The organism is Streptomyces sp. NPDC097617 (assembly GCF_044761485.1).
Lineage (GTDB): Bacteria > Actinomycetota > Actinomycetes > Streptomycetales > Streptomycetaceae > Streptomyces.
Genome location: NZ_JBIWCL010000015.1, coordinates 1 through 13,900, shown reverse-complemented (window position 1 = coordinate 13,900; position 13,900 = coordinate 1). Strand labels below are relative to the sequence as shown.

Genomic DNA, 13,900 nt, shown 5'->3' with positions numbered 1-13,900 from the left:
GTCACACACCCATGCCGTACGCGATACCGACGAGGGTGCCGAGCGATGCCACCAGGAAGATGCAGGCCAGGCCGCCGACCATCATGCCCTTGCCGCGTGAGCTGTCCATGGTGCTGTGGCCCTCGCCGAACCAGCCCTTCGACTTACCGACACCGATAAGGAATGCGCCGACGCCGACGGCAAGAATGACGGCGGCAATGACGCTGAGGACCACCTTCGCGGTACCGCCGAGCTTCCCGAAGGGGCCCCAGTCCGGCTTCACGCCGGTCACGACGTCGACCCCGGCCGCGATAGTCGTGTGCATGGCGGGATCGGCAGCGGCAGACAGGAGGTTGTGCATGTTGAAGCCCCTTGGTGCTTTAGGTAGTAAATGAAATGTTTTACGGCGGTTAGCCGACGTGCCGCATTGCGATGATCTGCGGCTTCCAGTAACTGAGCGGCTTGATCCGCACCTGGGCGCCCGTGTGCGGGGCGTCGATGACCTGGCCGTCGCCGATGTACATGCCGACGTGCTCGGGGCCAGCGCTGCCGGGGACGCTGAACAGCAGGTCACCGGGCTGGAGTTGGGACACGCTTGCGACAGCTGTCCCGGCGTGGACCTGGTCGTAGGTCACCCTCGGCAGGTTCACGCCCGCCGCGGCCCAGGCCATCTTGGTCAGCGAGGAGCAGTCGCATCCGCCCGCGCCCTTGTATGGCGAGACGCAGTCGCCGCCCCACTGGTACCAAGTCCCCAGAGCCGTCTTCGCCGCGGAGATCGCGCGGGCGGCCCCCTTGCCGACCGGAAGGTTCGGCTGGACCGAGTCCGCCCATTTCGAGGCCAGTTCGCGGATGGCCTTTACGTAGCCGCGCGTCTCGGGGTATGGCGGGACGCCCCCATACTTGATCACGGCCCCACCGCCCGCGTTGTACGCGGCCAACATGTTGTCCGTGGAGTCCCCCGGAACACCCTTGACCTCTTTGGCCAGAGTGCAGTCGTACTTCGCCTGTGCCGCGATGGCGTCGACCGGGTTCCAGATGTCCTTGATGCCGTCGCCGTCGCCGTCCACGCCGTGCTCAGCCCAGGTCGCTGGCATGAACTGTGCGATACCGAGGGCGCCGACAGGCGACTTGGCGTCGCGGTCGAATTTCGACTCGGTGTAGAGCTGAGCCGCCAGTAGCGAGGCCGTGACTTGTGGGCACTCGCCCGCGTGCTTGTTGATGAGGTCCCGGACCCAGCCGGGAACGGGAGCGTCCGTCGTGATGCCGCCGCCCGGGCCGGCCTCCTGTGCGGAAGCGCTGTCGGCCCCGCCGAAGGTGGTCAGCAGGGCGACACCCGAGACGACCGCAGCCGCGATAAGCCCCAGGCCGGCTTGCGTGCCCTTGTTCATCGCACCCCGTCACGCCCAGGGCAAGGCGGTGACGCGCCAGCCCTTGGAGGTGTGCTCCAGGCGGAGGGCGAGCTGTTCGCTGCTGCGCCGTTCCTGTCCGGACTCCGGGGTCGTCGTGAGGGTGTAGCCCACGCGAACCAGCGCGGAGGACTCCGTCACGGCCGGTGCGCCGTCGGGGACCACAGCAGATGCGATCTTGACTGACTGGCGGGCCTTTTCGGCGCGCAGTGCGGCCCACGCGGCATCCTGGCTCGGCCGCTTCTGGCACAGGATGCCCACCAGCTCACCCGCTGCGAGCTTGGCCGCGCGAGCGCCGGCATCGGCGTACGAGCTGTCCTTGCCGTCGCGTGCGTCGTGCTCGGCATAGGTCGTGGTGAAGGCCCGCGCTGTGCGCTCAATGTCATTCGGCAGGGCGGTGCTTGGTGGTGGTGCGGTGCTGCCCGCACTCGGCGTGGCCGCGGCGGTGATGCCCGCCGAGATGGAGTGCGGTTGCGCGGTCCCGGTCTTGGACTGGCTATCTGTCGAGCTGGAGCAGCCGGTCGACAGGGCAGCCAGGGAACCGACTATCCCTATTGCGGCAGATATTGGTATGAAACGGCTGGATCGAGGCATGCGGGAACCACAACCTTGGTGCAGGAGGTTTCGAGAGATCGGGTGTTGCGGTCCCGTGGAGGCGGGGACCGCAACGCCCCTTCGCGGGAGGAGGGGGGAACTCCTCCCGCGGGCTTTACCGGCGACTGCCGGACAATTCGAGGACTGGACCGGGGCCTGTGCGACCCCTATCCGGAGTTTTTCTATTTACGGGATGGTTCGGCCGAAGGCCGCATCGGCGCTGAATCCCCACGTTCATTCTCAACCCACGCCGTAGCGCATCAGGGCCGAGTTCGGCAGAGCTCTATCTCATATCAAGGCCATCAACCCCTCACTCGATTAAGGGAGATCGTTAAGCGAATCTCCATCGGCCAAGAAATGCCTTGTGGCGTTGGCCGTGCCTGAATCTTTGCAGGGGTTCGCGGACAATTCGAATCAACAAAAAAAGTCGGAACCTAATTCTAGGAATTAGGTTCCGACTTCTGTGATGTGGAGGCTCTTTCGGGCGGCCTGATCCCTATACGGCCGTGCGGCGAAGGTGCTCGATCGCTACGCCGAGCCACTGCGCGGCCGGTCCGGCGAGGAGCAGCGGTGCGCACACGGTGTACGAGAGCACGACTTCGGGTTGCCCTGTCGTGACCCCGGCCAGAAGGGCGTGGTCGAACGGCAACCAGCCAGGCGACCCGCACGGCTTGAGTCGCACTCCGGCAGAGGTCAGGACCACCCGGGCCACGGTGTGATCGCGCCACTGCGGCTCAGCGGCGGCCTCCGCCTCCTGGAGCCGCCGGGCGTCGAGCCGGCGGTTGGGCACCCAGCTTCGGCCGAAGGTCGGATGGTTCTCGAAGTAGCCGGCCGGGCGCGCGTAGACGACCTCGGTTCCGTAGAAGCGAGCCACCGAGCAGGCCACATCCGCGAAGGCAACTTCTCCGTCCGTGAGAGGAAGGCCGTCCGCCTGGACCGGCGCAAGTTCGCCTCCGCTCTGGAGGTGAAGCGCGAGCGTAGATGCTGCCTGCACGGCCTCGGGCCGGGCTGTCTCCTCCGCCCGGTCTCGTTGGCGAAGCCACATGGTCATTCCTTCCTGATCAAGCGGACCGTCCAGGGCCTCTACGGCCAGAGCCGCAGAGGTCCTGAGGCACTCATGCGATGAGATCACCAGAGGGCGCTGGAGGCAGTGGCGGGTGTCCTCCCTGCCCCTTCCTCCTCTTCCTTCAGCCGGGCCAGCAGCACGCCCAAGCGGTCGTTGCTGATCGCCTGGTGTGCGCGGACGGCACCTGCTACTGCGTCACGGCTGATCCGTCCGGCCTTCTCGGAAGCGGACCGTGCGATCGGCAGCAGGTCCGCCAGCCACTCGTCGTCAGCCTCCCGGTCCTGCGGGAACTCGGCATCGTCCGGGACGGGCGGCTGTTCGCCGTCCGCAGGTGCGCGGACCGCCGCTGGAACGGACGGCTCGGCCGCCGCGGAGGGCACCGTCGGCTCCCCGCGGTCCGCGAGGGCTACAGACGGTCCGGCCGCTTCGCACCGGTCCCCGTCCGCGCCATCCGCACCAGCGGACGAATCCGGGTGGGGATCTTCCGCACGCGAGCGACCGGCCCGGTCAGCCATGCGTTTGCACAGGTCAACAGGAGTATCAGGAGAGCTTTCCGCAGCGGACGGACGGACGGCGAGGGCCTGTGTCGCGGCCGCTGCCGTTGTCTCCAGCGGGCGGGGCTCCGACTGTGCCACGAGCCTTTCGAGCCTCGAAACCTCTTGGCGGACCGGTCCGGGACCGTTGTCTGCGCCGTCCGGGACCGACAATTCGGCGGTCCGCGCCATCAGGATGTAGAGGTGTACGGAGCCCGCCAGTGCCAGCGGTGCGAGCGTCGACAGCACGCCGACGACGCTGTCCGTGAGGTGCAGTGCGGACCGTCCGGCCTGCGGACCGTGGTTCAGCGTGATGGCGTGCAGGGCGTTCGCGCAGAGACTCGCTCCGGTGGCCGCGAGGAAGAGAACCCAGGCGTACAGACGGGCGCTGAAGCGCTCGTGGCGAAGGAGCACGATCGCCCGGACGCCGTACGCAATGAATCCGTCGATGAACACGGGGAACAGGTAGCTCAGGGTCTCCCGTGCGTGGATCGCAATGGCGATCTGCCGCAGCGCGTCGTAAGAGAACGCGAAGCCGGCCGCGCCGAGCAGGATGATCGCGGAGCGGTCCCAGGCCGTCATGCCGCGGAGGCTGTAGACACCCTGTGGTTCGCTCGCCGTCGACGTTATGTGCACGTGAGACATCAGCGGTTGCCTCCGTCACGCGGGTCGATGGACTGCCAGGCCGGGGTCTGGGAGAGCAACTGTCCGAGCCGTTCCAGGGACGTCACTTCGTGCACGTGCTGACTCGGGCAGCTCACGCACGACACCCGCAGCAGGATGCGCTCCGTGCCTCCTTGGTCGGTGTAGTACAGCTCCAGGTGCTGGCCCCCGACGGTGTCGAGCGAAGCGAAGGCTTGCAGGTGTTCTTCGAAGGACAGGAGCCCCAGGACCTCCCAGTCGAGGGTGACCGCCTCGTCGCCCAGGAGGCGGCGCGCGTACTTCGACGCCGCCGTGATGGACCTCGGCCCCCAGGTGCGGAAGGCGTTCTCCCGAGCGGCCGTGCGCCGCTCTTCGGCGGTCGTGAGGTGCTTGGCCGCAGCGAACATGATCGGGTGACTCATCGGGGGGCCTTCCAGGAATAGCGGGTGCGGATCGTGTTGCCGTCGCCGGAGTCGTTGGCGAGGCGGAGGAGGACGTCTGCGTGGCACGGCACGTCGAGAGGACATGTGCACATCAGGTCGAGGCCGCGCAGTGCTCGGGCGTACCGGGCGGCATAGCAGCGGCCCACCGGGCCTCGGAGCGTGGCGGCGAAGAGGTCCGCGGCCTCCGCCGCGTCCATCGGAGGGCCGAGCTGAGACGGAGATCGGTCACCCGCCTTGAACGGGTTCGCGTAGCGACTGCGAGGACCGACGTATTCACAGGCTGTGGGCAATGCTGCGGCGTCTTGGGACGCTCCGCGAAGACGGACGGGCATCAGGCTGCCCTCCCGCCACGGCGCCGGTCAGCGCCGATCATCGGGACGAGGCTCGTCACCATCTCGGCCAGGCGACTCGCCACCCGGGCCCCGACGAAGTCGGTCAGGTCCGGCCCGTTCTCATCGCGGGCAGGCAGGTTGGACGTGATGATCGTCGGCAGGCAGTGGTTGTACCGGTAGTTGATGAGCCGATACGTCACCTCCTCGGTCCACTCCGACGTTTTCGCCGTACCGAGGTCATCCAGCAACAGGTACTGGACTTCGCTGAGCCGCCGCAGCTCTCGTTCCGCCGCGCCCATGACCTGTGAGGGGCGCAGGTTGCCGTACATGTCCGCCGAGTTCACGGCGATCAGCTCGAACCGGTCCGGGCCGCCGGCCGCGATCCTCCGCAGGGCTCCGTACCCTTGGTGGGTTTTGCCCGTCCCCGTAAGGCCAGTGAGGAGCAGAGCGCCAGCGGCGGCGTTGTCAGCAAGAGCGCGATCGGCCCAGGCGGTGACCTCCGGCATCGTCGCTTCAGCGTCGCTGAACCGGGGAGGGGTGGCGGTGTGCCAGCGGTTCAGTGCGTACTCGGCCCGAGCGCGGCGGTGCCACTCGCGGTCTCCCGGGTTCTCTTCCGATGACTCGTCGGCGAGATTGTCGGGCACGGCCTGAATTCCTTTCGCGGCGAGTATTCGTTCCATAGCACGCATTGACCTGGCGCTCCCTGCGCGTTCCGGATCTGCCATGATCAAAATCCGTTCTGGTAAGCGCTGGGTTCGGCAGTGTTCTGGAAAGGCACCCAGCCGCCGGAGTGCCGACGCAGGGGAACGACGTTTCCTTGGGATGCCGCTGCGGGGGCATGCGACGGAAGGTCCGCCCAGATACGGAGGAGATAGCGGGCCGACTGCGGCGGGCGGTCGGCGTTCCACCGCCGCGCGACCATTTCGACCAGCCGGTCATGTCCCCAACGGGCCGCGAGAGCTGTTACCCGATCCCACTCCGATTCGGTCAGCCGCCAACCGACGAGCATTCCCGCACTCGTTATGGCTGTTACCAGAGCCTTGGCGCCTTCGGGCACCCTGACCGAGTCCTGGGCGACAGGCCGGTTCTCTCGGCTCGACCCAGGCAAGCTAGCTTGCTTTTTGGTGGTGGTAATACTCCCGTAGGGAGTATTACCACCACGTGCACGCGAGGAAGAAACTTCCGAGTTGCCGTGCGGAGACTTCTCACTTTCAGCCGTCGACTCGGAGTTCAGGGAAGAGATTTCCTGGAACTTTCTTCCCTCTCCTGACGCTTCGGGAGGTGGAGTAGGAAGTTCCTTCTCTGAATCGGTAGAGTGCGTGGCACCCATGTTGAACAGGAGTATCGAGTAGCTGTTGGGGTTCGAGGGCCCTCCTCCGCGCTCATGGCTGAGTTCACCGAGTGTCGCCAGCTCCCCCAGGCACTTCGTTATCGAGCGAGCCGTGAGTCGGGTAAGCGTGGATATCTCGTCCAAGGTCAGCGTGGCCCTGCCCTTATCGTCCGCCTCTCGGGCGAGTGCGAGCATGACGAGACGCGAGCCCCTGCACGACTTGGACTGTGACCAGACCAGTTCTGTCGCAATGTCGCTCATCGGGATTCCCCATCGGATATCGCTATGCGACGGATGCGGGAGAGGCCGAACGAGTGATCTTCTTCCGGGATGTACCCGTTCTGATGTGGCTCCGGAGTGAGGTACAACGTACCGGTGGGGAGATAGAAATCATGGGCGCGGCGCCAGTCGGCAGCGTCACCGAAGTTGCGCCTGATCATGTGTGCAACTCTTTCTTCGGTTCGGCGGTCAATGAGCATGCGGTAAAAGTCCGATTCGAAGAGGTGGGTAACAGACCGGCGCACTGGATAAACTCGCGCGAGGACGGCCGTGGGCGCTATTTCGCTGATTGCTGTACTGAGATGTAGGCACGGCGTAGCGGCGGGGTTGTTCTGGGGCATGGGGCGAACTCCAGGAATCGCAAGGCAGCCCTGCGAGAAGAATCGTTTCTTCGTGGAGGCGTGTCAGGCGGCGTCAGCCCTGTGAACAGGCGGCGGGGCGGCTGGCCGGGACTTCAACTTGTGGCGGTAGCGACGCGCGAGTTTCAGCAGGTACTCGTGCGTGACGCCGAGCCCCCGGGCCACAGCGGCAGGTTCGAGTGACGGGTCTGTCGCGAATCGAGCAATTACCGCGTCTCGTTCGACCTTGCTGAGAGCCGCGGTACATCCCTGAAGAGCACTCTGCACAGCCTCTTCGTTCGCACGCTGCTGCCACGCGGCACGCAGTGCGGACCGCTCCGAGGCAAGGAGACCAGCCCGAATACCGAACTCGTCATCGTCCCTGAGTGATTCGACCAGGCACCGGGCAGCCACAGCCAACGGGCACGATGCGCAGAGATTGCGCGGCCTGTTGAGGGACGTACCCAGCTTGCTTTTCACGGTCTCGGGATCTTCGCGGGGGCCATCCCCGAGGGGAATGAAGATGTCGATGTCCTGGTTCGAGCACCTGGCTTCTTCGGCCCAGTGCTTCCCAGGGGCCTTCCTCGACTCTTCTATAAGAGGAGACCAATTCCCCTGATGTGCAGCCTCGATGAGACTGCGTATGTCAGTGCTCATTTGTGTCTCACGATGTTCACGGCGCCAAGCGCTTTCCAGCGCTCGAACGCAAGAGGAGATCAGAAGCGCTTGCGCGAACGCTTGGAAGGCTGAAGCGACATCAATGCCGACTCGCGTTCCTTTTCAGCTGCCATGCTCGGACTCACGAAATGCATGTCCGAAATCGCGCGAAGGTCTTCCTCCGCGAACTGGACGAATTTCCCGAACTTCCGGTGGGGCAGCGTGGAGATTCGCTCCCGCAGCCACTTTTCCGGGATGTTCAGCCGCTCGGCCGCTTCGCTGTATCCGATGTGGAGACGCTTATCGCCGGGCTCCGACTGCCGGTTGCCCAGCAGAGCGTCTAGTCCGCCGGCCTGAGCCAGCAGATTCACCACGGCGGCGAGCCCCTGCAATTCGGTGGACCCGAGGGCGGCCAGACCTGCGTTCGCCGGTGCGACGGCCGACATCATGCGTCCAGTCCGCGCAGCTGAGCCGTCCGCAGGTCGAAGGCGTGGCCGCCGGAGGCTGCCCATCCGGCCTGCGGGAACGAGCGGATGATCCACCGCGCGATGGTCAGCGCCTTGGCTCGGGGTACGCGCAGGACATGTCCGTGATCGTTCACGGCCGTGAGTCCCAGGTGGGGCCACAGGGTCCGGGGGCCCTGGAGGCGGACCTGTACGACGGCGGCCTCGGGGGGCAGCATGGACGTCAGCTGTGCGGCCAGCCGTTCAGCCGGTCCCGAAGTGATCTCAGGCTTCAGGTTGCAGTCCGCAGTAGGGGACATGCGACACTCCTCTATGTGGTACGCCGCTCCGCAGTGCCGTGCGAAAGGACACGGAGTGGCTGTGCGAGTGATCTTGCGGCCCCGGAAGGGGCAACCGGATCACGAGCTGTCTGGCGTCCGGGAGCTGCGAACTCTCGGGCGCCGATGGCGTTTTGAGGGGCAGGGAAGCGCACAAGTCGTACGCGGCTTCTCCTCTCCACCAGGCGGTCCCCAGGTGGGGTTGGGTAGGTGGGCGAAGGCGGAGGGGTGCGAACGCCCTCGTTTTTCGCTAAACTGAAGCTATCGCGGTTCCCCCAAAAAGTCAACAGTCCGAGGTTTCCTCGGTTCGCCCAAAAAACGAGGTCTGATGCCAGCTCGACGCTTCGATAGAGCCCGTGTGCGCGCGGTACGTCGAGCCGCCGAGATCTCGCAGTCCGACGTGGCCTCTGCCCTCGGTGCTGCGGACTCGACGGTGGCGGGGTGGGAGCTGGGCGCAAGCGTCCCGGACCAGGAGAAGTTGCCAGCCCTAGCCGACGTGCTCAAGAAGCCGTTGGATGAGCTGTTCCCCCGCGACGGTTTGCCCGACCTCACCGACCTGCGGTGCGACGCCGGCCTCTACCGATACGAGATGGCAGCAGTCATCGGTACCAAGAGCGACGGCCCAGTGGCCGGCGCGGAGAACGGCGTCCGGCGCCTTAAGGACAGATACCTCCCTGACCTGGCGAAGGCTTATCGCGTCACCGTGGATGAGGTGAAGCGAGCGCAGGAACGGTCTATGGCCAAGGCCCGGGGCGAAGAGGTGGAGGGCGAGGTTGTCGCCGTCGCCGCGGAGGAGTCGCCCCGAACGCTCGCTGAGAAGATCACCCTCCTCCTGGAGCGCTCGTACCCGGCGGGGGCGGCCCCGGGTGACGAAGAGATCGCGGAGGCCGTAAATGCTTACGCGGGGTCGCACGTCACTACGGCCAAGAAGGTGGAAGCCCTGCGAACGGGCATCGACGAAGCCGAAGCCCCCGCACCTGTCGTCTTGGAAGGTCTCGCCCACTTCTTCGGCGTCACCCGCCTGTACTTCGAACCGGACGACGCTGTGGCCCGGCAGGTCTACGAAGGGCTTCGCCTGATGTCGGCCGCCAAGAGCGGGAAGGTGGGCCGAGTTCGGGCCCGCGGTCTCGGCGCGGAGGGTCTGCCGGCCGACGTCCTCTCGATCCTGAACGATCTCGCGACCGAGTTCGAGAAGAAGGCCGACCCCGACGCCAACGAATAGTTCCCTGTTCCCCTGACTCAGGGAGTCAGGGGAACAGGGAACTGAACAGCGACTTCTACTCGGCCGCTGCTTTCGGCTCGTGGCGCAGGCCGGAGGCGAACACAGCCCGGACGTTCTTCAGGGCGTCGAGGTCCGAGAGCGGGTCTCCGTCGACCAGGAGGAGGTCCGCGCGGTAGCCGGGAGCGATCCGCCCCGTTGTGGAGCCCAGCCCCAGCGCCGTGGCCGCTTCGGACGTCGCCATGTCGATGATCGAAGCGTTCGCCAGGCCCAGGTGGGAGTAGAACGAGAGGGCCGGGACCAAGCCGTCGAAGCCCGCGCGCTGCACTCCCGCATCTGTTCCTGCCACCAGGCGTACGCCCGCGTCGGCCATCCGCCGCACCAGATCGAACATCGCGGCGGCAGGCTCCTCACCGAAGATGCGGGGGAGCATCTGCCAGTGGGGGCTGACCGCCGGGCAGACGGCGATTCCCCGGTCGATGATCTGCTCCACCACGTCCGGCCGGAAGTCGAGGCCACCACTCGTCATCCATGTGCAGTGCTCGATCGTGTCCACACCGGCCTCCACGGCCGCGGTGATGCCGTCGGCACCGTGCGCGTGGGCTGCGACGGGGACACCTGCCTTATGGGCTTCGTCCACCAGGGCGGTCAGTTCCTCTGTGGTGAACTGGGACTGGTGGCTCTTGGGGCCGTCCTTCGTGAGGCCGCCGCCCGTGACCATGGCCTTGATGACCCCGGCCCCCGCTGCGAGGTTGCGGCGGACGAGGTCGCGGATCTCGGCTTCCCCGGAGACTTCGCCGCCAAGGAAGTGGCAGTGCCCACCCACGGTGGTCGCGGGCGTGCCCGCGGATACGATCCTCGGCCCCGGCGTACGACGATCGCTGATCTCCGCAGCCAGGCGAAGCGCCAGCCCACCCCGGTCACCGAGGTCACGGGCCGAGGTGACACCACTGAGCAGGAGCTGCTCCGCGCGACGGCGCATGTCCTCGAACAGGACCTCATCCGACGAGTCCAGGAGCGTGGAAACGGGATCGGGGCCGCCGTCGAAGGCGAGGTGGACGTGCGCGTCGATCAGCCCCGGCAGAACTGTTCCGTCGAATGCGAACTGGGGAACGTCGGAGCCGGCCTGCTCCTCGATCTGTTCGCGCGGCCCGACAGCAGTGATCGAGTCGCCCTCGATGAGAACTGCGCCGTCCTCCAGGTACGTCCCCGAGTCGACAAGCACTCGTCCACCGGTGATCAGCATCTTGTCTCCTTGCTCATTGCGGGTCATGCGGCATCGCGCAGCGCGTCGGACACCGCAATCAGTTGTTTCACATCCGACTGCCGGTCGCTTCCCAGAGCCATGGCGAGGGGGACCGCTCGACGCGGTGCAGGGACGCCCTCCCCGATCCGGGCCGAGGCTCGGCGGAGCCGGGCAGCCAGCTCCGTCGAGTCGATGCCGAGGACCGCACTGTCGTCCTCATCGAGCAGGTAGGGGCTGATGTCCACCAGGCCGTCGCGGCACTCCACGATGCGGCGGTGGTAGCGCCGGTGCACGCCGCGGGCCCGCCAACGATCCAGCGCAGCCGGGGACGCCGGCCTCAGCACGTTCTCGGGATACGCCTCCGCCAGCAGCTCCCACAGCGGGGCAAGCCGACGATGATCACGCCGGTGCCGGAGCCAGAGCCGCAGGGAGGAGATCCGGGCTCGCGCACCGGAGTACGTGATACCCGCAGCGAACAGCAGGATGGACGCCACCAAGAGGAAGGCCACGGCCGCCATAAGAGGATGTGGTACGTCCACGTCGGCCCAGCGAACTGCGACGATGACGGCGCGGATCGCGCAGGCCACAGCCATCGCTCCGAGGGCGACGGCGGTCATCCAGAGCCCGGTGGAGTGCGGGCGCCGAGACATGCGTGCGTAGCGGCGAGTCCACCTATACGCCATGCCAAGGGCATACGTGAGGTAGAGACCGGCTCCGCCGTAGAAGAAGGCGAGCTGCGGAATCGTCATGTCGGCCGTACTGAAGCTGCCTGCGAAGACCTCGTGCGGCACCGACTCCGCAGCCACGGTGATCGCGAGCGCGACGGCCCCGACGACGACGGCTTCCCTGCGTGCTCGTCGGCGCCCCGCCTTTTCGTCAGCGGCGGAGTAGAGGTAGAAGGACATAAGAAAGTAGACCGTCAGAAGCAACAGCACGTTTTGGATCAGCTTCGCCGTCCCGTGGCCGGCGACCGTGTCGACGCCGGACGCGCCGCCAGGCATGGCCACGGGGTACGAGAGCGCAGCACAGAAAAGGCAGAGGGTGACAGAACGCAGCGGTCCGTCATGAGGGGATCGCTTCAGCTGGTAGAGCTTCCAGACGAGAGCTGCGACGAGCCCCAGGAGTAGCAGTTCCACGGGTTACAGCCATCCTCGCCGGTCACCGAGAGCCGACTCCACGCGACGAAGCGACGGGTCGTCCGACAGCGGAGTAGAGCCGTCCAGCACTGACGACCACTCCAGAATGATGGTGGCGACCAGTTCGACGGAGCATTCCTCGCCGTCGTCGTACGAGCAGCGGCGGGCGACACGCTTGATCGTCTCGGGCGCGAAGACCGGCAGCATGGTGGCCCAACCCTCGACGAAGACCGCCGTCTCCTCCTCGGAGTCGAACGTGCAGACTTCTTTCGTCGGCTCGTCTGCGTTCTTCTCTGCGGCCTCTTCGTTCTCCGCGACGAGGATGTGCCCTATCTCGTGGAGCTTGATGTGATCTTGATGCAGGCGGGTTGTCTCCTGCTGGTACAGGATCACGTCGTAGTCGTCGTACTCGACCCACATCCCGGAGGGCCCCGGCTTCGGCAGCGGAGCTTCCCGCAGGTACAGGGGGCGCCCACGCCGTCGGCTGAGCGACTGGCAGAGTTCTTCGACATCAAGCGGGGGAGTCACCCCAAGGTCTTGCAGCTCATGCCGAATCAGACGGTGCAGATCCCTCTCCACGGTCCGGGCCGCGGCTGCACGCCAGCGCCCGAGGCGCCGACGGCTGGCTCCGCCCTGTGCGGGAACCGTCGGCCCCACAGCGTCTCGGCCACTCTTCTCTGACCACACTGAGTAACTCCTCCAACCGGCAGGTGATGGCTCCCCCGAGCCGAGGCGACATCGCGTCCGTGTCGATGACGTCCGGTTTCCCGACGCCGGAAACGATCGCAGTGGGGCATGCCTGGGTGCCCCACCAAGCCCCATGTAGGGGCCCGGACGCCTGGCCTCCAGATCGCCTCGGACGGCACAGATGTCACGTACGCGAACACGCAATGAGGCAAACGGCGAGCTGCCGCAGTCGAGCCTCGGGAACCTCTTTGGACAGTACGTGACGCTTCAGACAAGACATGGCTTGAAAAGCATGATCAATTCGTGTAACCGGCAAGTAAATCTAACCCGCCAAAGCAATGCAAATTCGGACATCTCCGCGCTGGAGTGTGCTCCTGAGCTGCCCCTTTGCGTTCTGGCGTGAACGCTTCAAGCTCTTGGCTTCGATGTCGAGTCCGTTATTAATCTGAGATATTTAGGCTTGAACGACGCACGACAAACAGCCCGGAATCGTACGAATCGCCTGTTCGGGTCGCGTGTGGTCGCGGTCACCTTGGGGCAGTTCGGGCAACTAGAGCCATTACGCTCTCCTCATGTCGAACGCGATATCTAGCCAAGCTGATGACTACCTTGAGTTTTGGAATGAGTACCATCTGTGCACACTGACGACGCTGCGGCCTGACGGCCGCCCGCACGTTGTGCCTGTCGGCGTGACTGTTGACGCTGCCGCCGGAGTCGCCCGAGTTATCACCCGCAAATCCAGTCGGAAAGTCGCCAATATCCTTGCGGGCGGTAGTGCGGCCCGGGTCGCGGTGTGCCAAGTCGACGGGGGCCGGTGGGCCACGCTCGAAGGCGTCGCGGAGGTCCGCACCGACGCAGCGGTGGTCGAAGATGCGGTTGCCCGCTACGGGCAGCGTTACGGGCGTACGCCGGCGCCGGACCCTGAGCGCGTCGTACTTCTGGTCTCGATTGAACGGGCGATGGGCCAGACGTTCCGCGCTCGACCTCAGACGACCCAGGCCGCGGCGTAGCGTCAGCAGGAGCCCCAGCCACAGCGCGCCGAGTCCGACACAGCCTGGCTCTTTAACACCGTCAACGTGTGGACGCCCGAGCCCACAGGTGCGGCGCTACGCAAGGTAACTGCTCGCAGTGGGCGAACTGAGGTTCCCCCGCTGTGCGGGAGCGGTTGACTAGCTGATCAGGGCGGGTCGACGGGGTTTCAGGTTCGCTTGTTCGGTCGTCGCCTGGTCGGC

General features: G+C 66.0%; 17 protein-coding genes. 2 read left to right on the top strand and 15 right to left on the bottom strand.

Annotated elements, in window-relative coordinates; all coding sequences use genetic code 11:
- Window position 1: 1 nt before the first annotated feature.
- From ACIQZO_RS23250 to ACIQZO_RS23195, 12 genes are all read right to left on the bottom strand, one after another.
- Window positions 2-340 carry a hypothetical protein gene (locus tag ACIQZO_RS23250; RefSeq protein WP_030711191.1) on the bottom strand — a complete coding sequence of 113 codons (339 nt, stop codon included), beginning with the start codon at window positions 338-340 and terminating at the stop codon, window positions 2-4.
- Window positions 341-389: 49 nt separating this feature from the next.
- Complete coding sequence (locus ACIQZO_RS23245; RefSeq protein ID WP_403629080.1) at window positions 390-1,367, bottom strand: NlpC/P60 family protein; 978 nt, start codon at window positions 1,365-1,367, stop codon at window positions 390-392.
- Window positions 1,368-1,376: 9 nt separating this feature from the next.
- Window positions 1,377-1,979 (bottom strand): hypothetical protein, encoded by a 603-nt coding sequence (locus ACIQZO_RS23240; RefSeq protein WP_403629078.1) that lies wholly within the window; start codon window positions 1,977-1,979, stop codon window positions 1,377-1,379.
- 496 nt (window positions 1,980-2,475) lie between these two features.
- On the bottom strand, window positions 2,476-2,853 hold the full coding sequence (locus ACIQZO_RS23235) for a hypothetical protein (RefSeq protein WP_403629076.1): 378 nt from the start codon (window positions 2,851-2,853) through the stop codon (window positions 2,476-2,478).
- Window positions 2,854-3,107: 254 nt separating this feature from the next.
- The gene (locus ACIQZO_RS23230; RefSeq protein WP_403629073.1) at window positions 3,108-4,160 is read right to left on the bottom strand and encodes a DUF2637 domain-containing protein; all 1,053 of its coding nucleotides are present in this window, start codon (window positions 4,158-4,160) and stop codon (window positions 3,108-3,110) included.
- Window positions 4,161-4,222: 62 nt separating this feature from the next.
- On the bottom strand, window positions 4,223-4,642 hold the full coding sequence (locus ACIQZO_RS23225; RefSeq protein WP_403629070.1) for a DUF6195 family protein: 420 nt from the start codon (window positions 4,640-4,642) through the stop codon (window positions 4,223-4,225).
- Window positions 4,639-4,995 carry a DUF4326 domain-containing protein gene (locus tag ACIQZO_RS23220; protein ID WP_403629068.1) on the bottom strand — a complete coding sequence of 119 codons (357 nt, stop codon included), beginning with the start codon at window positions 4,993-4,995 and terminating at the stop codon, window positions 4,639-4,641. The genes ACIQZO_RS23225 and ACIQZO_RS23220 overlap by 4 nt, the downstream gene beginning before the upstream one ends.
- Window positions 4,995-5,675: an ATP-binding protein gene (locus tag ACIQZO_RS23215; RefSeq protein ID WP_403629466.1), complete on the bottom strand. Its 681-nt coding sequence runs from the start codon at window positions 5,673-5,675 to the stop codon at window positions 4,995-4,997. The genes ACIQZO_RS23220 and ACIQZO_RS23215 overlap by 1 nt, the downstream gene beginning before the upstream one ends.
- A gap of 47 nt (window positions 5,676-5,722) precedes the next feature.
- On the bottom strand, window positions 5,723-6,586 hold the full coding sequence (locus tag ACIQZO_RS23210) for a hypothetical protein (protein ID WP_403629065.1): 864 nt from the start codon (window positions 6,584-6,586) through the stop codon (window positions 5,723-5,725).
- A 422-nt stretch (window positions 6,587-7,008) separates the two neighbouring features.
- Window positions 7,009-7,599, bottom strand: a complete 591-nt coding sequence (locus ACIQZO_RS23205) for a WhiB family transcriptional regulator (RefSeq protein WP_403629063.1) — start codon at window positions 7,597-7,599, stop codon at window positions 7,009-7,011.
- Between the two features lie 59 nt (window positions 7,600-7,658).
- Window positions 7,659-8,048 (bottom strand): hypothetical protein, encoded by a 390-nt coding sequence (locus ACIQZO_RS23200; RefSeq protein WP_403629060.1) that lies wholly within the window; start codon window positions 8,046-8,048, stop codon window positions 7,659-7,661.
- The gene (locus ACIQZO_RS23195; RefSeq protein ID WP_030711210.1) at window positions 8,045-8,362 is read right to left on the bottom strand and encodes a hypothetical protein; all 318 of its coding nucleotides are present in this window, start codon (window positions 8,360-8,362) and stop codon (window positions 8,045-8,047) included. Before ACIQZO_RS23195 ends, ACIQZO_RS23200 begins: the two co-directional genes overlap by 4 nt.
- 376 nt (window positions 8,363-8,738) lie before the next feature.
- Here ACIQZO_RS23195 and ACIQZO_RS23190 point away from each other — a divergent pair, with 376 nt between their 5' ends.
- On the top strand, window positions 8,739-9,602 hold the full coding sequence (locus ACIQZO_RS23190) for a helix-turn-helix transcriptional regulator (RefSeq protein WP_403629057.1): 864 nt from the start codon (window positions 8,739-8,741) through the stop codon (window positions 9,600-9,602).
- Between the two features lie 55 nt (window positions 9,603-9,657).
- Here ACIQZO_RS23190 and ACIQZO_RS23185 read toward each other — a convergent pair whose 3' ends face one another.
- The 3 genes from ACIQZO_RS23185 to ACIQZO_RS23175 are packed head-to-tail and all read right to left on the bottom strand — an operon-like array spanning window position 9,658 to window position 12,509.
- Entirely contained in the window at window positions 9,658-10,845 is a 1,188-nt protein-coding gene (locus ACIQZO_RS23185; RefSeq protein ID WP_030711213.1) for an amidohydrolase family protein, read from the bottom strand.
- A 23-nt stretch (window positions 10,846-10,868) separates the two neighbouring features.
- On the bottom strand, window positions 10,869-11,981 hold the full coding sequence (locus ACIQZO_RS23180) for an MAB_1171c family putative transporter (RefSeq protein ID WP_403629055.1): 1,113 nt from the start codon (window positions 11,979-11,981) through the stop codon (window positions 10,869-10,871).
- 3 nt (window positions 11,982-11,984) lie between these two features.
- Window positions 11,985-12,509 (bottom strand): hypothetical protein, encoded by a 525-nt coding sequence (locus ACIQZO_RS23175; RefSeq protein WP_403629053.1) that lies wholly within the window; start codon window positions 12,507-12,509, stop codon window positions 11,985-11,987.
- Window positions 12,510-13,240: 731 nt separating this feature from the next.
- On the opposite strand from ACIQZO_RS23175, the gene ACIQZO_RS23170 reads away from it, so the two are divergent.
- On the top strand, window positions 13,241-13,678 hold the full coding sequence (locus ACIQZO_RS23170; RefSeq protein ID WP_403629050.1) for a pyridoxamine 5'-phosphate oxidase family protein: 438 nt from the start codon (window positions 13,241-13,243) through the stop codon (window positions 13,676-13,678).
- The last annotated feature ends 222 nt before the right edge of the window (window positions 13,679-13,900 follow it).